We start from the raw sequence: 18,824 nt of genomic DNA on the forward strand, positions 1-18,824 counted from the left end.
GCCATGAGTCTCGCGATCCGTTTCGACGATATCCGCAAAGACTTCGGGCCCGTGCGCGTGCTGCACGGCGTGAGTTTCGAACTGGCGCCGGGACGCATCTACGGTCTGCTCGGCGAGAACGGCGCGGGCAAATCGACGCTGATGAAAATCCTCGCCGGCTATGAAACCGCCACGTCGGGCAGCTTGCTGATCGACGGCCAGCCGCAGCAGTTCACCGGTTCGCGCGATGCCGAAGCGCAGGGCATCGTGCTGATTCACCAGGAGTTCAATCTCGCCGAGCATCTGACGATCGCGCAGAACATGTACCTCGGCCATGAAAAGAAGCGCGGCTGGTTCGTCGACGATGCGGCGATGAACACCGAGGCCGCCCGTTATCTCGCGCAGGTCGGTCTGGAGAAAGCGCCGGACACCCGGGTGCGCGAACTGATCGTCGCGGAAAAGCAGATGGTGGAGATCGCCAAGGCGCTGTCGCGCCGCGCGCGCCTGCTCATCATGGACGAGCCGACGGCGACGCTCACGCCGTCCGAAACCGAACGCCTTTTCACGCTGATGGCGAAGCTGAAGGCCGACGGCGTGACCATCATCTACATTTCGCACAAGCTCGACGAAGTGGAGCGCATTACCGACGAAGTGATCGTGATGCGCGACGGCGGTTTCGTCGCCCGCGGCGAAACCGCCGGACTTTCGCGGCAGCAGATGGCGAACCTGATGGTTGGGCGCGACGTGTCCGACATGTTCCCCGAGAAAATCACCGTGCCCGCCGACGCGCCGGTCGCGCTGAAGGTGCAAGGCCTCGTCGTGCCGGACTGGGTGGAGGACCTGAGCTTCGACGTGCGCGCCGGCGAAGTGCTCGGTTTCGCGGGACTGGTGGGCGCGGGCCGCACCGAGGCGTTCGAAGCGATCATCGGCCTGCGCAAACGCACGGCGGGCCGCATCGAGATCGCCGGCCGTCCCGCCGATCTGAAAAGCCCGCGCGACGCGATGCACCACGGCCTCACCTATCTCAGCGAGGATCGCAAGGGCAAAGGCCTGCACGTGAACCTGAGCCTGCAGGACAACGTCACGCTGATGACGCTCGAACGCTACGCGCATCCGCTGCTCGACATGAAAGCGGGGCGTGCCGCGTTGACCAAAGCCGTGAGCGAATTCGGCATTCGCACCGGCGATCTGTCGAGCCGTGCGCGCATGCTCTCCGGCGGCAATCAGCAGAAGCTCGCGCTCGCCAAGTATCTGCAGCCGGAGCCCGATGTGATCGTGCTCGACGAGCCGACTCGCGGCGTGGATGTCGGCGCGAAACGCGACATCTATTTCCTGATTCATCGTCTCGCCGCGCAGGGCCGCGCGGTGATCGTCATTTCATCCGAACTGATCGAGCTGATCGGCTTGTGTCACCGCGTCGCCGTGATGCGCGCGGGACGCCTGCAAGCCACGCTGACGCTCGAGCATCTGACCGAAGAGGAGTTGATCGCCCATGCGACCGGCACCCACTGAAGCCGTCCAATCCGGCCGCGCGTTGCGCTTCGCGCATCGGTTGTATGCGCTCGGTCCGCTGGTTGGACTGATCGCGCTGTGCATTGTCGGCACGCTGCTCAACCGCGATTTCGCCACGCTCGACAACATGATGAACGTGCTCACGCGCACGTCGTTTATCGGCATCATCGCGGTCGGCATGACTTTCGTGATCATCTCGGGCGGCATCGATCTCTCGGTCGGCTCGATGGCGGCGCTGATCGCGGGCAGCATGATCTGGCTGATGAACGGGCTCGCGGCGGGCATAGACGGCCATACGTTCGCGCCTTTGCTGATCCTCACGCTCGGCATCGTGTTCGCGCTCGTGCTCGGCGGGTTGTTCGGCTGCGCGCACGGCTTGCTGATCACGAAAGGGCGGATCGAGCCGTTCATCGTCACGCTCGGTACGCTGGGCATTTTTCGCGCGGTGCTGACCTGGCTCGCCGACGGCGGCGCGCTGACTTTGGATAACTCGCTATCCGACTTATACGGCCCAGTGTATTACGCGAGTCTGTTCGGCGTGCCGGTGCCGATCTGGGTGTTTCTGGTGGTCGCGGCGGGCGGCGCGCTGATTCTTAACCGCACGGCGTTCGGCCGGCATGTGCAGGCGATCGGTTCGAACGAACAGGTCGCGCGTTACGCGGCGATTCGCGTCGATACCGTGAAGATCGTCACCTACGTGCTGCTCGGCATTTGCGTGGGCGTCGCCACGGTCCTGTATGTGCCGCGGCTCGGGTCCGCCACGCCGACGACCGGTTTGCTGTGGGAGCTCGAGGCGATCGCGTCGGTGGTGGTCGGCGGCACGGCGCTCAAGGGCGGCGAAGGCCGCGTGATCGGCACGGTGATCGGCGCGATCCTGCTGTCGGTGATCGCGAACATTCTGAATCTGACCAGCATCATCAGCGTGTATCTGAACGCGGCGGTGCAGGGTGTGGTGATTATCTTCGTCGCGTTCGTTCAACGTGGACGGCGGTAGCGGTGGAGCTTCAGATTGCGCTTCAAACTGCAATAACGGTGAGTTGAGATCGGGGCGCACGAACGCCTCACACAAGGAGACATAACCATGAAGCAGGTTCTTCGAGCGGTCGGCGCCGGCATGCTGGCGTTGGGAATACTGGGTACGGCGAATGTCGCGCGCGCCGATGAAAAGGTCACGCTGGGCGTCGCGATTCCAACAGCCGACCACGGCTTTACGGGCGGCATCGTCTGGTGGGCGAATAAAGCCAAGACCGATCTGGAGAAAGCGCATCCCGATCTGAAAGTGATCGTGAGGACCGCGGCCGGCGCGCCCGAACAGGCGAACCAGTTGCAGGATCTCGTGACCGTCAACAAGATCAACGCACTCGTGATCTTCCCGTTCGAATCGGCCTCGCTCACGCAACCGGTGGCGCAGGTGAAGAAGAAGGGCGTGTACGTGACGGTGGTGGATCGCGGCCTGACCGACACCAGCGCGCAGGACGCCTACGTGGCGGGCGACAACACCGCGTTCGGCAAGATCCCCGCCGAGTTTCTGGCGAAGGAGCTGGGCGGCAAAGGCGACATCGTCGCGCTGCGCGGCATTCCGACCACGCTCGACAACGAACGCTGGACCGCGTTCACGAACGTGATCAAGAACTATCCGGGGATGAAGATTCTCGACGCGAAGTACGCGAACTGGAATCGCGACGACGCGTTCAAGGTCATGCAGGATTACCTGACGCGCTTCAAGCATATCGACGCCGTCTGGGCGGCGGACGACGACATGGCCGTGGGCGTGATCAAGGCGATCGAGCAGGCCAGGCGCACCGACATCAAGATCGTGTTCGGCGGTGCGGGATCGAAGGGCATGGTGAAGAACGTGATGGACGGCGCGCCGATGATCAAGGCCGACGTATCGTATTCGCCGAAGTTCATCTACGACGCCATCAAGCTCACCGCCGAGGCGCGCCTGAAGGGCGAGAAGCTGCCGCCCACGACGATCATTCCGTCGGTGCTGATCACGAAGGAAAACGTGCAGCAGTTCTATTTTCCGGACTCGCCGTTCTGATCCCAGCATCCGGGGCGCGCCGGCGGGCTTGAGGCGGAACTTGTGCCGCCGCGGCGCGGCGGGCGCGCCCCGTTCGAGGAACCGTACGATGAAAACCATCAAAGGCCCAGCCATCTTTCTCGCCCAGTTCATGGGCGACGAGGTGCCGTTCGACAACCTCGCGCATCTCGCCGAATGGGCCGCGGGTCTCGGCTTCAAAGGGATTCAGGTGCCGTGCGACAGCCACCTGATCGATCTCGAACAGGCGGCGTCGAGCCAGACCTATTGCGACGAGTTGCGCGAGATTGTGGACGACGCCGGCGTGACGATCACCGAATTGTCGACGCATCTGCAAGGACAGCTTGTCGCCGTGCATCCGGCCTATGACGCATTGTTCGACGGCTTTGCCGCGCCGCAGGTACGAGGCGACCCGGCCGCGCGCACGCAGTGGGCGATCGAGCAGATGAAGCTCGCGGCGAAGGCTTCGCAGCGTTTGGGCTTGAGCACGCACGTGTCGTTTTCCGGGGCGCTGGCGTGGCCGTATCTGTACCCGTGGCCGCAGCGCCCGGCAGGCCTCGTGGAAGCCGCGTTCGACGAACTCGCGCGCCGCTGGACGCCGATTCTCGACGCGTTCGACGCAGCCGGCGTGGACGTGTGCTACGAACTGCACCCGGGCGAAGACCTGCACGACGGCGTGACGTTCGAGCGTTTTCTCGATGCGGTCAAGCAGCATGCGCGCGCCAACATCCTCTACGATCCGAGTCATTTCGTATTGCAGCAACTCGACTACCTCGCGTTCATCGACATCTATCACGAGCGCATCAAGGCGTTCCATGTGAAGGACGCGGAGTTTCGTCCGACCGGCAAACAGGGCGTGTACGGCGGCTACAGCGGTTGGGTCGAACGTGCGGGGCGGTTCCGCTCGCTCGGCGACGGGCAGATCGATTTCGGCGCGATCTTCTCGAAGATGGCGCAATACGATTTCCCCGGCTGGGCCGTGCTCGAATGGGAGTGCGCGCTGAAGCACCCGCACGACGGCGCGCGCGAAGGCGCGGAATTCATTCGCCGGCACATCATCCGCGTGGCCGAGCATGCATTCGACGATTTCGCGGGCAGCGGCGTGGACGCCGCGCAGTTGAAACGCGTGCTCGGCATCTGACGGCGGCAAGCCAACGCAAAGGAGCGAGGACGATGCCACAACGAAGGCTCAGGCTAGGGATGGTCGGCGGCGGGCAGGGCGCGTTCATCGGTGCGGTGCATCGGATCGCGGCGCGGCTCGACGATCGTTTCGAACTGACGGCGGGCGCGCTGTCGTCCGATCCGCAGCGCGCGCAGGCGAGCGCCGCCGAGGCCGGCATCCCGCGCAGCTATGCCGACTGGCGCGAGATGGCGCGCGCCGAGGCCGCGCGCGACGACGGCATCGACGCGGTGGCGATCGTCACGCCGAATCATCTTCATGCACCGGTGGCGACGGCGTTTCTCGAAGCCGGCATCCATATCGTATGCGACAAGCCACTGGCGATTTCGCTGGCCGAAGGCGAAGCGCTGGCGAAACTCGCTCGCGAGAAGAACCGGTTGTTCGCGTTGACGCATACGTATTCGGGCTATCCGCTGGTGCGTCATGCGCGCGAACTGATCGAACGAGGCGATCTCGGCGAGATACGCGTGGTGCAGGTCGAATATGCGCAGGACTGGCTGGCGGAACCGATCGAAACGAGCGGCACGAACAAGCAGGCCGGTTGGCGCACGGACCCGGCGTTAGCGGGTCCGGCGGGATGTCTCGGCGATATCGGCACGCATGCGTATCACCTTGCCGCGTTCGTCACGGGCATGACGCCGCGCGCGCTGTCCGCGGAAGTGCATACCTTCGTGCCGGGACGCCGCATCGACGATCACGTGCAGGCCATGCTGCGCTATTCGAACGGCGCGCGCGGGATGTTATGGGCGAGCCAGGTGGCGAGCGGCGCGGAAAACGCATTGCGTTTGAGGGTCTATGGAACGAAGGCCGGTCTGGCGTTCGATCAGGAGCATCCCAATGAACTGTGGTTCACGCCGTTGGGTGGAGTTGCTGAGCGCTTGACGCGGGGGCGCGTGAAGAGCGCGATCGCGGCGCATGCGACGCGCGTGCCGCCAGGGCATCCCGAAGGTTATCTGGAAGCGTTCGCGCAGTTGTACAAAGACGCGGCGTTGCAGATCGAAGCGCTGGACGCGGGGCGAGCATTGCCCGCCGAAAGTCTCTTGCTCACGACGGTGGAAGACGGAGTGGCGGGTTTGCGCTTTATCGAGGCCATGCTCGCGAGCAGCGCGGCGGATGGACAGTGGCGCGAGATTGGAAACGCCTGAGGCGTTGATACGGCTCAGGGCGTGAAGCGGTCGTCCCGCTCAACCGCCCTTGCTCTTCTTGATCTGTTCTTCGAACGCGATATCCAGCTTGCTCGCCTTGCGCGGCTTTGGCGGTCCGAACGCATCGACGAATTTGACGAAGTCGTCGAGCGTCAGCGGGTCGGAGACTTTCTTGTCCGTGCCGCTCGATTTGTCGACCAGATAGAACAGGCCGCCGGACAGGCTGATCGCGGCGAACTGCGGATTGCCGCTGCGGGTTTTCAACCGCTCGACGGCATGGATGGCTCGGGTGGTGCGCATGGTGTGGGACTGCTGATCGGGGAAAGACTGCTACTTTAGCAACTTCCCCGGCCGCACGCGCCGGTGTCCCAGTCTCGCCGCCTGATTGCGGCCGCAGCCGCCAGGTGCGCCGCAGCCGGTCCGCCCGACTTTTCCGCACAGTATACGGCGCCGCCAAGTGTATCGGTGCCGACGACGTGATCACGCCGCCGACACGGGCCGCCAAGTTTCCGGGGCGGCGGTTCCATTACATCGATTACTGGCTCAAATAGACGAACTTGCCGTTCTTGATAGTGCCCATCACGCTCGCGCGCTGATCCAGGCCCACATGATCCTTCGCGCTCGTGTTGACCACGCCGTTCGGCACGACCAGTTCATGAGCATGTTCCAATTCGTCACGCAGCGCCGTGCGGAACGCCGGCGTGCCCGGCTGCGCCGTCTTCAGCGCGCGGGCCACCGCGTCCTGCAAGCGCGGATAGACACCGGCCGCATCCCCCGCGAACTGCGTGACGCTACCCGGACCGTACTTCGCTTCGTATTCGTTCGTGAAGGCAAGCGCCGCTTTCTTCGCCGGATGATCGGCCGGCAGCGTGCGCGCCACCACGACCGGCTGGGTCGGGAACAGCGTGCCTTCCACGTCCTTGCCGCCCAGCTTGATGAACTCGGGCGTGGCGATGCCGTGCGTCTGATAGATCGGGCCTTTGAAGCCGCGCTCGATCAGCGTGCGTTGCGGCAGCACCGTCGGCGTGCCGGCGCCCGCGATCAGGATCGCGTCGGGCTTGGCGGCCATCAGTTTCAGAATCTGGCCGGTCACGCTCGCGTCGGTGCGGTTATAGCGCTCCGTTGCCACCAGTTGAATATGGCGCAGCGCCGCGAACTTGCTGAACTCGTTGAGCCAGCTTTCACCGTAGCCATCCGCGAAACCGATAAAACCCACCGTCTTCACGTTGTGGTTCGACATGTAGCGCGTCATCACGTCGGCCATCGCGCTGTCGGTCTGCGCCATCTTGTAGGCCCATACCTTCTTGCCTTCCTGCGGCTCGACCACGCTTGCCGAGCCGATCAGTGTGATCATCGGCGTCTGGCTTTCGGCGACCGGATCGAGCGCGGCCATGGCCGCCGGCGTGATGTTCGGGCCGACGATCACGTCCACGTGGTCTTCGTTGATCAGCTTGCGGATGTTGCGCACGGCGGCGCCGGGGTCGGAGGCGTCGTCGAGGAAAATGTAGTCGGCCTTCTGGCCGGCGATGGTGGCGGGCCACATCAGCATCGCGTTCTTGCTGGTGATGCCGATCACGGCCGCCGGGCCGGTGCTCGACAGGTCGATGCCGACCTTGATGTCGGCGTGTGCAGCGGTGGCGAGCAGGAGCGTGCTCAAACCAAAAGCGGCGGCGAGGCCGCTGATTCTTTTCTTATACGACGTCATCGAAGGGTCTCCGTAGCAAGAAGCGGTGGTGATATCAAAGTTCGTAGGTTTCGTGTTCGCCCTTGAGCGCCTGCTCGATCAGCTTGCGGTTCATGCTCGGCGACAGCAGTTCGACGAGCGTGTACACATAGCTGCGCAAATAAGCACCCTGTTTCAGCGCGACCCGCGTCACGTTGCTGCCGAACAGGTGGCCGACCGGCATGGCGCGCAGATGACGGTCGCGCTCGGCGTTGAACGCGATATCCGCCATGATGCCGACACCAAGGCCCAGTTCCACGTAGGTCTTGATTACGTCGGCGTCGATTGCCTCCAGCACGATATCCGGATGCAGACCGCGCAGGCGGAACGCCTCGTTGATCTTGGTGCGGCCGGCGAACGCGTTGTCGTAGGTGATCAGCGGATACTGGGTCAGATCATCCAGCGACAAAAGTTTGCGGTCGAGCAGCGGATGATCCGGTTGCATGACGGCCACGTGGTGCCACTGGAAGCACGGCAGCGAGACCAGCTCCTTATAGTTGGAGATCGCCTCGGTGGCGATGCAGAGGTCGGCCTGGTCGTGGATCACCATTTCGGCGACCTGAGTCGGGCTGCCTTGCAGAATCGAAAGGTGGACCTTGGGAAAGCGCTTCTTGAATTCGGCGATCGCAGCGGGCAGCGAGTAGCGCGCCTGGGTGTGGGTGGCGGCGATCACCAGATTGCCCTGATCCTGCGCCGCGTAATCTTTACCGACCCGTTTGAGGCTCTCGACTTCCTGCAGAATCTTCTCAACCGACTGAAGAATGATGCGCCCCGGCTCGGTCAGCGAGCGCACCCGCTTGCCGTGTCGTGTGAAGATTTCGACGCCGAGCTCGTCCTCCAGCTCGATGATCGCCTTCGAAACGCCTGGCTGGCTTGTAAACAGGGCTTTCGCGGCTTCTGTCAGGTTGAAATTCTGCCGCACTGCCTCACGGACGAAGCGGAACTGGTGTAGGTTCATATATAACCCCTCCGCATATCAAAAGAATTTTTTAGTCGTTTGAAATATAAGGCGAGTTTATTACGATCTGTCCATCTTTTTCAATATGGATATCTGTATTTGTCATAAGCAAATGAGCGATGGGTCTAAACGTTCATCTGCGGCTGCTGACAAAGAGAGGTATTCAAGGCGTGGCGGAACCGGACCGCTGCGTATCACTGCAAAAATTGGGGTCCCCGAATGTACCAATACGATCAGTACGACCAGACCATCGTCGATGAACGGGTCGCGCAGTACGCCGATCAGGTTCGCCGCCGTTTGTCGGGCGAATTGAGCGAAGAGGAGTTTCGTCCGCTGCGTCTGCAGAACGGCCTGTATATGCAGCGTCACGCGTACATGCACCGCATCGCGATTCCTTACGGCAACCTGCGCAGCGACCAGATGCGCGTGCTTGCGCAGATCGCGCGCGAGCATGACCGCGGTTACGGCCACTTCTCGACGCGCTCGAACATCCAGTACAACTGGATCAAGCTCGAAGAAACGCCGGAAATCCTGCGCAAGCTCGCCGCGGTGCAGATGCACGGCATCCAGACCTCGGGCAACTGTATCCGCAACATCACCGCCGACCAGTTCGCCGGCGTGGCGCCGGATGAAGTGGTCGATCCGCGTCCGTGGGCCGAAATCCTGCGTCAATGGTCGACGTTCCACCCCGAATTCGCGTGGCTGCCGCGCAAGTTCAAGATCGCCGTGTCCGGTTCGAAAGAAGACCGCGCTGCCGTGCAGATTCACGACATGGGCGTGTATCTGAAGAAGAACGAGCAGGGCGAACTGGTGGTCGACATTCTGGCCGGCGGCGGCATGGGCCGCACGCCGATCATCGGCGCGATCATCCGCAAGGATCTGCCGTGGCAACATCTGCTGACGTACTGCGAAGCCGTGCTGCGTGTGTATAACCGCTACGGCCGCCGCGACAACATGTACAAGGCGCGGATCAAGATTCTCGTGAAGGCGTTGAGCCCGGAGAAATTCTCGGCGCAAGTCGAAGAAGAATGGCAGCACCTGAAGGACGGTCCTTCGACGCTCACGCAAGCCGAAGTGGATCGCGTGTCGCAATACTTCCAGCCGCCGGTCTACGAAAAGCTCGCGGATACGGACGCTTCTTATGAAAAGCATCTGCTGGAAAACCGCGCGTTCGCCCGTTGGGTCGAGCGTAACGTGCGTCCGCACAAGGTGTCGGGCTACTCATCGGTGACCTTGTCTTTGAAGCCGACCACGATCGCCCCCGGCGATGCAACGGACGCGCAGATGGAAGCGGTCGCCGATTGGGCCGACGAGTACTCGCTCGGCGAAGTCCGCGTTTCGCACGAACAGAACCTGATTCTCGCCAACGTCAAGAAGCGCGACCTGTTCGCGCTGTGGGAAAAGGCCAAAGCGGCAGGTTTCGCGACGCCGAACATCGGCTTGCTGACCGACATCATCGCGTGCCCGGGCGGCGACTTCTGCTCGCTCGCGAATGCGAAGTCGATTCCGATCGCGCTCGCCATCCAGGAGCGTTTCAACGATCTGGACTACGTGTACGACCTGGGCGACGTCTCGCTGAACATCTCGGGCTGTATCAATGCGTGCGGTCACCACCACATCGGCAACATCGGCATTCTGGGCGTCGATAAGGACGGCTCGGAGTGGTATCAGGTGACGCTCGGCGGCGAACAGGGCTCGGGCGCTACCGGCGCGCACCTCGGCCGCGTGATCGGCCCGTCGTTCTCGGCGGAAGAAATGCCGGACGTGATGAGCAAGGTGATCGATACCTTCGTGGAAAACCGTCACGAAGGCGAACGCTTCATCGAAACGTATAACCGCATCGGCATCACCCCGTTCAAGGAACGTGTGTACGCCTCGCGTCAACCGGCTCACGCGTAACCGCGAAAAGGATACTGAACAGATGGCTTCTATCATCAAGAATCGCGCGATCGTCAACGATGACTGGACGGTCGTGCGCCCGGCGGAAGACGGCACGCTGCCCGCGGTGAACGAATTGCCCGCAGGCAAGGTGCTGGTGCCGCTCGCGTTGTGGCAGGCTGAGCGTGATGCGCTGAGCGCTTCGCGCAGTGCCGCTGAAATCGGCGTGTGGCTCGCGCCGGACAGCGAGCCGGCGGATATCGTCGCCGACTTCGACAAGATCGCGCTGATCGGCGTCGACTTCCCGGTGTTCCGCGACGGCCGCGGCTATAGCATCGGCCGCCTGCTGCGCGAGCGTTACGGCTACAAGGGCGAACTGCGCGCGATCGGCGACGTGCTGCGCGATCAGCTCGCGTTCATGTTCCGTTGCGGCTTCGACGCTTACGCGCTGCGCGCCGACAAAGACTTCGACGACGCGCTCAAGGCGTTCGACGAATTCAGCTTCAACTACCAGGGCGCGGTGAATTCGTCGCCGCTGTTCCGCCGCCGCGAAGCGGGCGAATTGGCGAAGGCGTCGGCATGAGCGAAGTCCAAGCCCTCACGCCGGAACTCGCCGCGAAGGTCGAGCGCCTCGATGCGCTGCTCGATTCGATCGCCGCGCGTCACGCGAACGTAAAGCTCGCCAGCAGCCTCGCAGCGGAAGACATGCTGCTCACGCACGCGATCCTGTCGCGTGGCGTGAAGATCGGCATCTTCTCGCTGAACACGGGCCGTTTGCATGCTGAAACGCTGGGCATGCTCGATCGTGTGAAAGAGCGCTACGGTTACGACATCGAACAGTTTCATCCGCAAGCCGCCGCGGTCGAGGAATACATCGGCTCGCACGGGCTGAACGCGTTTTATGAAAGCGTCGATCTGCGCAAGCGCTGCTGCGAAATCCGCAAGGTCGAGCCGTTGAACCGCGCGCTGTCGGATGTCAGCGCATGGGTCACGGGCCAGCGCCGCGAACAGTCGGTGACGCGTGCCGAGTTGCATGCGGAAGAGCACGACGCCGCACGCAATATCGCCAAGTTCAATCCGCTGACCGACTGGACCGAGGCCGAAGTGTGGGCCTACCTGAAAGCGTTCGATGTGCCGGTCAATCCGCTGCATGCGCGCGGCTACCCGAGCATCGGCTGCGAGCCGTGTACGCGCGCCGTGCGTCCCGGCGAAGATAGCCGGGCAGGGCGCTGGTGGTGGGAGTCGCGCGATACGAAGGAATGCGGGCTGCACATCACGACGATTACGCCGATCGCGGTCGAGCGTGGCGCGGACGCCCAGGCCTGAAGTTTCAGCGAACGGGCCTTGGCTTTTGGCCCGCACGCCACACATATCGATTTGAATACTTGCGCTTCGGCGAGCAACCGCTCGCCGGGCGTATCAACGAAGGACCCAAACATGAGCACCACGCTCGATTCCACTGTCAATGCACCGCTCGCCAACACGGCAGACCGGATGGATCACCTCGATTGGCTCGAAGCCGAGTCGATTCATATCCTGCGCGAACTGGTTGCCGAGTGCAGCAAGCCCGCGCTGCTGTTTTCGGGCGGCAAGGATTCGGTCGTGGTGCTGCACCTTGCGCTGAAGGCCTTCGGTATCGGCGCTAATCGCAAGACCGTGCTGCCGTTCCCCCTCGTGCATATCGACACCGGCCACAACTACGAGGAAGTGATCGACTTCCGCGATCGTCGTGCGCAAGAGATCGGCGCGGAACTGGTGGTGGGTCATGTGGAAGATTCGATCAAGCGCGGCACGGTGCGTCTGCGCCGTGAACTGGATTCGCGCAACGCCGCGCAAGCGGTGACGCTGCTCGAAACCATCGAACAATACGGCTACACCGCGCTGATCGGCGGCGCGCGCCGCGACGAAGAAAAGGCCCGTGCGAAAGAGCGCATCTTCTCGTTCCGCGACGAATTCGGCCAATGGGATCCGAAGGCGCAGCGCCCGGAACTGTGGAGCCTGTACAACGCGCGCCTGCATAACGGCGAACACCTGCGCGTGTTCCCGATTTCGAACTGGACCGAACTCGACGTGTGGCAGTACATCGCCCGGGAAAAGCTCGAACTGCCGTCGATCTACTACGCGCATGAACGCGAGATCGTGCGTCGCAACGGCCTGCTCGTGCCGGTCACGCCGCTCACGCCGATGCGTGAAGGCGAGACCAGCGAAACCGCGCAGGTGCGTTTCCGTACCGTCGGCGACATTAGCTGCACGTGCCCGGTGGAGAGCGATGCGGACGATATCGAGAAGATCATCGCCGAAACGGCCGTGACCGAAATCACGGAACGCGGCGCGACGCGCATGGACGATCAGGTCTCCGAAGCCGCGATGGAACAGCGTAAGAAGCAAGGTTATTTCTAAGCACACGGACGAGGGTAAGACAATCATGAGCGGTATTCACCAACCAGAAGACCTCGGCGTGCTGCGTTTCATCACTGCGGGCAGCGTCGACGATGGTAAGAGTACGCTGATCGGCCGCCTGCTGTACGACAGCAAGGCTGTGCTTTCAGATCAACTTTCGGCCCTGTCGCGCGCGAAGAATAAGCGTACCGTCGGCGACGAAATCGATCTGTCGCTGCTGACGGACGGCCTTGAAGCCGAACGCGAGCAAGGCATCACGATCGACGTCGCGTACCGTTACTTCGCGACGGCGAAGCGCAAGTTCATCATCGCCGACACGCCGGGTCACGAGCAATACACGCGCAATATGGTGACGGGTGCGTCGACCGCCCATGCGGCGATCATTCTCGTCGATGCAACGCGCGTGACGTTCGTGGATGGTGTCGCGCAACTGCTGCCGCAAACCAAGCGTCATAGCGCGATCGTCAAGCTGCTCGGTTTGCAGCACGCGATCGTCGCGATCAACAAGATGGATCTGGTCGATTACAGCGAGCAGCGCTTCAACGAGATTCGTGATGCGTACGTCGAACTCGCGCGTCAACTGGGCTTGAACGATGTGCGCTTCGTGCCGGTGTCGGCGCTCAAGGGCGACAACATCGTGACGGCGAGCGAACGCATGCCGTGGTATGCGGGCGAACCGCTGCTCGACCTGCTCGAAGCGCTGCCGGTCGAAGTGCCGACGGGTCAGGCGCTGCGTTTCCCGGTGCAATGGGTGGCGCGTCAGGATGGCAGCCAGGCCGACGATTTCCGCGGCTACATGGGCCGTGTGGAAGCCGGCGAAGTGAAGCTCGGCGATACGATCGTCGTGTTGCCGGCCAATCGTGAAGCGACGGTGGCTGAAATCATCGCGCCGGTGCCGGGCGGCACGGCTGCGGTGGACCGCGCGTTCGCCGGTCAAACGGTGACGATTCGCCTGGCGGAAGACGTCGACGTGTCGCGCGGCGATACCTTCGTGTTGCGTGAAGCAGCGCCGGAGCCGGCGAAGAAGCTGGAAGCCGACCTGTGCTGGTTCGACGACACGCCGCTGTCGACGCAACGCAAGTATCTGTTGAAGCAGACCACCAATACGGTGTTCGCGCGCATCGGTGCGATCAAGGAAGTGCTCGACGTGCATACGCTGTCGCAGGCGACCGATCGCAAGGATCTGACGATGAACGATATCGGCCGTGTGGCGCTGACGTTGCAGAAGCCGCTGGTGTGCGATGTGTACGACTCGCATCAGGGCACGGGTGCGTTCGTGCTGATCGATGAGGCAACACATCATACCGTTGCGGCGGGGATGATTCGGGCGTTTTCGGCGTAAGTGTGTCGCTGGTGGATTGCTGGGTCATGCCGGCGCCCTAACGGACAGGTTGAGGCAAATGGGTAAGGTTTATCTGATCGGCGCAGGGCCGGGTGCTGCGGACCTGATTACGGTGCGTGGCGCGCGGCTTCTGGGCTCTGCCGATGTGGTGCTGCACGATGCGCTCGTCGAGCCGGCTATGCTGGACTATGCGCCCTCGCACGCGCGGCGGATTGCTGTTGGGAAGCGCTGTGGGCAACTGTCCACCGCGCAGCAGTTCATCAATAAGCAGATTGTGGACGCTGCGCGGGAGCACGACGTGGTGGTGCGCCTGAAAGGCGGCGACCCGATGCTGTTCGGCAGGGCCGATGAGGAAATGCGGGCGCTCGAAGCGGCTGGCATCGAGTATGACGTGGTGCCGGGCATTACGGCCGCGTTGGCAAGCGCCGCATCGCTGAAGCGCTCGTTGACGCTGCGTGGCGTATCGCGCAGCGTGGCGCTGGCGACTTTCAGTCGCGCGCCCGGGTCTGAAGAAATCCGCGAACAGGTCAAGGCGGATTCGTTGGTGTTCTACATGGGCCGCGATAGTGGTGTGGAGATCGCACGGCAATTGATCGAGGCGGGCCGGGATATCGGCACGCCGGTGGCGATTGTCGAGGCCTGTAGCACCGAGCGTGAACGCACGTTGACCTTGACGCTGGAAAGGCTCGCTGCCGGCGAGGCCGTTGGCTGGGTCGAGACGTCTCAGCCCAGCTTGCTGATGATCGGCGAAGCGTTCGCCGCGCGCCTGGCGGACGCGGAGGTCCGCTCGGCAGACGGGATGCTGGTCGCGGCTTGAGCGTCACTACACCTTTGCCAGATTGTCTTCCAGATTCAGGCGACCGATTTCTCGCGCCCTGATGCCGTTCCAGATCTCGTCGCTAATCGGGAAGCCGGTGGAGGCAACCGGGCCGGCTTGCTTCCACGTCCAGCGGGTCCCCCCCTGGTAGGTTGCCTGCCAGATCAGCTCTCCTGAGACAGTGCGTACCTCGAGCTCGTTCTCGCTAGTTGCGGTCGCATAATAGCCATCTTTGAAGAGCCAGGCGGCATTTTCTTTGAACAACTCCGGGGCAATTATCTCAACCCCCCCATATCTTTGCAGGTAGCCGACGGTTGGCTGCATATTGTCTATCGGAAATCCCAACAACTCCATTTGCGTGACGAAGTGCGTCGCGCCCGCCGGCAGCGCCGAGTCCGGGTCCTGACTGAAGGCGTAGAGCTTTCGGCGGTTGTAGGCATCGGCTTCCAACGAGTAGCTGTTCCTGTTGATCGTGGGCGGCGTGACCGTATGGCCGGCAGGATCCTTCAACCCCCATTGCGACCAGCTACCGTTTTGATAGTTGGCGACGAATGGCGAAGAGCCATAACCCACGTTCAGATACCTGTTGTCCTTCACGTGAATGAGACGGCCACCACTGAACCGAAACACCCCGTTCAGATCCCACGAGTGCTGGGGAATCGGGCCGACGTAGAGATAACCGCCGCTGCCGACCAGTAACACCTTGTTGTAATCCTTTGGAAAATGGAAACGTCCGTCGTCGCCCATCGCGAATTGCCGGTTGTTTTCCGGGTAGCTGTCTGCGTAGCTTTTCTTGGCGATGTAAGGACGGTCGTAGCCATCCGTGTAAAGAATGTACTGCCCGCCGCCATACGCCTGTATTGTCATCGGTCCGCGGTAATCCTCGCCGTTCGACTGTTTAACCGCCGCCTGATCGAGTTTCATCATGGCATTCAGATAAAACGCCGCCTGGGTCCTGTTGGGATCTTCCTTGGGAATCACAGCGCTCGTCTGGCCATCGAGTTGGCGGCTGGTTGCGAATGGTCTGTAGGCGGGCTGCTGCCAGGCGGGGCTGTCAATAGGAAAACGCGCCAACTGGGGCTGCGCGCCTGCGGTCCGCAGGTGGCCATACACGTCCCAGCGAAAATGAGGGTTTGGCGTGTACTTCATTGCGGGATTGTTGTGCAGGTCTTCCGTGCGCCACCAGCCGACTATCTGCGTATTGTCGATGTGTCCCATCGCGGCATATTCCTTGTCTCTTCGCTCCAGGGCGTGTGGCCCAAGGCTGCCGTTGACGTCCACCATGTTGGGGGAGGCCGCGATGACGTAAATGTATCCGGCGCGGGACTGATGCTGCTGGCGTATGACGGCAACCGACGGAAGGGCGAAAGTGCCGAGATAGCCCGCGCTGTCCGTCTCCCCCTGGTGAGAGGCGACATCGAAATTGTGCATTTGCAGATTGATCTCGCTCAGCGGCGTCCATTCGGCATCGAAACCGCCTCGCCGGTTGACTTCTTCGGGTGTCTCCGTCGAGGGCCGGAAAAGTAGCCGCGGTTCGGCGTCCGGCTGGGAATCGGTCGAACGTTTTTTCAGATCGTCGGTATGCGTGCGCACGTACTCCTGAATGGAGGGCCGGTTATCGGCCGGCTCGGGCGGCAGATTGAAGCGCTCCGGTACGTGCGCACCATCATTGACATGTTCCAGACCGCCCGCATGCTCCGCGCGGTCCAGCGTGACGTTCCGTACAGGAGAGGGAGGTCGTCTTTCAGCGACCGGAACGCTGGTGCCGGCGATGCTGGAATCATTGGAATACCACGTGGTCGTAGCGTGGTGGACGCCTCCCTCGCCGCTATATCCGGTATCGTAGATGCGGCGCATGGTGGACGCGAGATTGTCGAAACCCTGGTACACGAAGACCCCAGAGTTGGGGTCGTAAACCTGATACTGATCGCTCGTAAAGTCGTCCGTGGTGTTCATCCGCTGGATGATGACCGGTCGGCTGGGTTCACGGCTCGACCCGCTAGCGGCTCGTGGGTTGAGCGTCAGATCGACTACCGCGAAGTCATTGCGATGGCGCGTTGCATCTTCGCTGACGTACGGTCCGCTAAAGTGAATCCTGAGATCGTTGACGAGATCCCCCGCGTTCGCCGTGTGGAGCACGCCGCTGTGTCGGGTGTGGTTCGGTAATATTGTGGTAGAGGCTGTTTGACAGCGTTCGTGCCGAACATTCAGGGCGTACACGATGTTCTGGTGCCCGTACGGATTGCCCAGCGAGCCGTGCAACTGGGTCGTGGCGGCAATGAGATTGATCGCTCTCCCAGACTCAACTTCCTGAAGCACATAGCCGCCTACGCTCTCATTCGGACTGTGCAGACCGGACTTTGCTGCTCCTTGGGGGAAAAGTACATCGAGCGAGATGTCGCTCGACTCCGTTGCATGCTCCTTATAGATGCCGTCATCGCAATCGGCTTCAGGCGGCCCAAGACCGGCCGCACCCTGCTGCGGGGGAAGTTCGTCTACTTCCTTGCCGGTTTGCCGAGCCGTCGAATAGACCTGCATTTTGAAGGGCATGACGTCATACTGATTTTCACGAACGTTGGATGGCGGACTACCTGAAGCTTGGCGCGTCTGGAAGGTTGAGTTCAAGTATCCATCTAAAGCGTGGGCCATATGCTGCCAGTCGGCATACTGGAAAGCGCCATTGTTAGGATCGAAGATGGAGTAGCGATTGTCAGAACCCCGCTGGATCAGAAGCGCGTGCCCACGCCTCATGTCTCCTCTCACCAAAGCCAACTGGATATAGGCCATATCATTGGGGTTCTGTAACGAACTGTGCAAGCTGTCCAGAAACCGTTCAATGCGCCTTTTTTTCGACCCCGTGCGGTCGAAAGTGAACGGCGCTTGCCGTGTGTGGTGCTGGAATCTGAGTGCGGTTCGGTTGTTCTGGAAGTTATTGATACGGGTGAACATAGCGTCCCGCGCAGGTGAGGACCGGCCGGCATCCGCGCGCATGCCTTGTACGGCAGTGAGCGGCAACATGCGCCCGGTTGGGGATGCTGTCGTGGGGACCCCTCGGCCGGTCGCTTGATCGACCCGCCGCATGACCTCTCGCACCATTCCTTCGCATAACCCACCGTGCACTTGCCCCTGGCTTTCAGGGTAATTGCGCTGATCGATTGGTTCGGAATCTACTGCGCCTTCCTTCAGCGCGCTGCCGCCGCGATCCATGATGCACTTGCTTTGACCCAGACCGCGTTCGACCCGCCCGCTCTCGTCGGCCACGGCAGCGTGTGAAAGCCGCGCGTGCGTGGCCGAACCCTTGCGAAGCCCATGGCTGGTGGCGCGGCCGCTTCCTGCCGTTGACCTGGCTTCTGTGGGCGACGCGTTTGCACTGAATGCAACAGATGCGTGCTGGGCAGCATAAAGCTTCACGCTTTGGGGCGTCGTGAAGCGAGGTCCCGGAACGTTGCCAACTGGCGCGGTCGACGGCGCGGGTTGAGATTTTGCCGCAGCATCCGAGGCCTGCGTGCCCGTTTGACCTGTACCGTTTTTGGCGATGTCCTGACTGGACGTTGGACCGTCAGCGTTTTGCTGATCGGCTGGGCCCTCGTTGCTAACGCAAGGAGTGTGGCCTTGGTGCGTATCGCGGACTCGCATGGGCAATCTTCCAGGAAGTGGGTTGCCGGAAATATCGAGGTGGATCCGGAAACACTTTGAGGACCATCGTAGGAATAACTGCGCGTAGCCTGGTGGTTGCGGAGTATGACGTGCGGGATCGATCACCCGGGGCGATGGTGGGGCAACGAAGGGGACGTCCTGCTGCATAGGAGCAGCGTTATCAGACTGGCGCGGCATTCCGCTTTGGTGACG

The 18,824-nt window shown here is 62.1% G+C and carries 15 protein-coding genes; 11 read left to right on the forward strand and 4 right to left on the reverse strand.

The annotated features are described in order from the left end of the window. Positions 1–3: 3 nt before the first annotated feature. From PDMSB3_RS03950 to PDMSB3_RS03970, 5 genes are all read left to right on the forward strand, one after another. Positions 4–1,491 carry a sugar ABC transporter ATP-binding protein gene (locus tag PDMSB3_RS03950; protein ID WP_165184900.1) on the forward strand — a complete coding sequence of 496 codons (1,488 nt, stop codon included), beginning with the start codon at positions 4–6 and terminating at the stop codon, positions 1,489–1,491. Further along, positions 1,472–2,485, forward strand: a complete 1,014-nt coding sequence (locus tag PDMSB3_RS03955) for an ABC transporter permease (protein WP_165184902.1) — start codon at positions 1,472–1,474, stop codon at positions 2,483–2,485. The genes PDMSB3_RS03950 and PDMSB3_RS03955 overlap by 20 nt, the downstream gene beginning before the upstream one ends. An 87-nt stretch (positions 2,486–2,572) precedes the next feature. Further along, positions 2,573–3,535: a substrate-binding domain-containing protein gene (locus PDMSB3_RS03960; protein WP_165184905.1), complete on the forward strand. Its 963-nt coding sequence runs from the start codon at positions 2,573–2,575 to the stop codon at positions 3,533–3,535. Positions 3,536–3,623: 88 nt separating this feature from the next. Further along, positions 3,624–4,673, forward strand: a complete 1,050-nt coding sequence (locus tag PDMSB3_RS03965) for a sugar phosphate isomerase/epimerase family protein (protein WP_165184908.1) — start codon at positions 3,624–3,626, stop codon at positions 4,671–4,673. A gap of 32 nt (positions 4,674–4,705) precedes the next feature. Continuing rightward, positions 4,706–5,857 carry a Gfo/Idh/MocA family protein gene (locus tag PDMSB3_RS03970; protein WP_165184911.1) on the forward strand — a complete coding sequence of 384 codons (1,152 nt, stop codon included), beginning with the start codon at positions 4,706–4,708 and terminating at the stop codon, positions 5,855–5,857. A 39-nt stretch (positions 5,858–5,896) separates the two neighbouring features. On the opposite strand, the gene PDMSB3_RS03975 is transcribed toward PDMSB3_RS03970, so the two are convergent. The 3 genes from PDMSB3_RS03975 to PDMSB3_RS03985 form a co-directional block, all read right to left on the reverse strand. Further along, a complete protein-coding gene (locus PDMSB3_RS03975) occupies positions 5,897–6,157 on the reverse strand; it encodes a hypothetical protein (RefSeq protein WP_091796466.1) in 261 nt (86 codons plus the stop codon). Positions 6,158–6,392: 235 nt separating this feature from the next. Beyond that, complete coding sequence (locus PDMSB3_RS03980; RefSeq protein WP_165184913.1) at positions 6,393–7,562, reverse strand: ABC transporter substrate-binding protein; 1,170 nt, start codon at positions 7,560–7,562, stop codon at positions 6,393–6,395. A 34-nt stretch (positions 7,563–7,596) separates the two neighbouring features. Next, positions 7,597–8,538, reverse strand: coding sequence for a CysB family HTH-type transcriptional regulator (locus PDMSB3_RS03985; protein WP_091796464.1), 942 nt, complete (start codon positions 8,536–8,538; stop codon positions 7,597–7,599). A gap of 219 nt (positions 8,539–8,757) precedes the next feature. Here PDMSB3_RS03985 and PDMSB3_RS03990 point away from each other — a divergent pair, with 219 nt between their 5' ends. From PDMSB3_RS03990 to cobA, 6 genes are all read left to right on the forward strand, one after another. Further along, positions 8,758–10,437 (forward strand): nitrite/sulfite reductase, encoded by a 1,680-nt coding sequence (locus PDMSB3_RS03990; RefSeq protein WP_165184916.1) that lies wholly within the window; start codon positions 8,758–8,760, stop codon positions 10,435–10,437. Positions 10,438–10,459: 22 nt separating this feature from the next. Continuing rightward, entirely contained in the window at positions 10,460–10,999 is a 540-nt protein-coding gene (locus PDMSB3_RS03995) for a DUF934 domain-containing protein (RefSeq protein ID WP_165184919.1), read from the forward strand. Continuing rightward, positions 10,996–11,742 carry a phosphoadenylyl-sulfate reductase gene (locus tag PDMSB3_RS04000; RefSeq protein WP_165184922.1) on the forward strand — a complete coding sequence of 249 codons (747 nt, stop codon included), beginning with the start codon at positions 10,996–10,998 and terminating at the stop codon, positions 11,740–11,742. The genes PDMSB3_RS03995 and PDMSB3_RS04000 overlap by 4 nt, the downstream gene beginning before the upstream one ends. A 111-nt stretch (positions 11,743–11,853) precedes the next feature. Further along, on the forward strand, positions 11,854–12,816 hold the full coding sequence (gene cysD, locus PDMSB3_RS04005) for a sulfate adenylyltransferase subunit CysD (protein WP_165184925.1): 963 nt from the start codon (positions 11,854–11,856) through the stop codon (positions 12,814–12,816). 25 nt (positions 12,817–12,841) lie between these two features. Continuing rightward, on the forward strand, positions 12,842–14,158 hold the full coding sequence (locus PDMSB3_RS04010) for a sulfate adenylyltransferase subunit 1 (RefSeq protein WP_165184928.1): 1,317 nt from the start codon (positions 12,842–12,844) through the stop codon (positions 14,156–14,158). 58 nt (positions 14,159–14,216) lie between these two features. After that, complete coding sequence (cobA, locus tag PDMSB3_RS04015) at positions 14,217–14,975, forward strand: uroporphyrinogen-III C-methyltransferase (protein WP_007175959.1); 759 nt, start codon at positions 14,217–14,219, stop codon at positions 14,973–14,975. Positions 14,976–14,981: 6 nt separating this feature from the next. Here cobA and PDMSB3_RS04020 read toward each other — a convergent pair whose 3' ends face one another. Continuing rightward, positions 14,982–18,182: an enterotoxin A family protein gene (locus PDMSB3_RS04020; protein ID WP_165184931.1), complete on the reverse strand. Its 3,201-nt coding sequence runs from the start codon at positions 18,180–18,182 to the stop codon at positions 14,982–14,984. Between the last annotated feature and the right edge of the window lie 642 nt (positions 18,183–18,824).

This window comes from Paraburkholderia dioscoreae (assembly GCF_902459535.1).
Lineage (GTDB): Bacteria > Pseudomonadota > Gammaproteobacteria > Burkholderiales > Burkholderiaceae > Paraburkholderia > Paraburkholderia dioscoreae.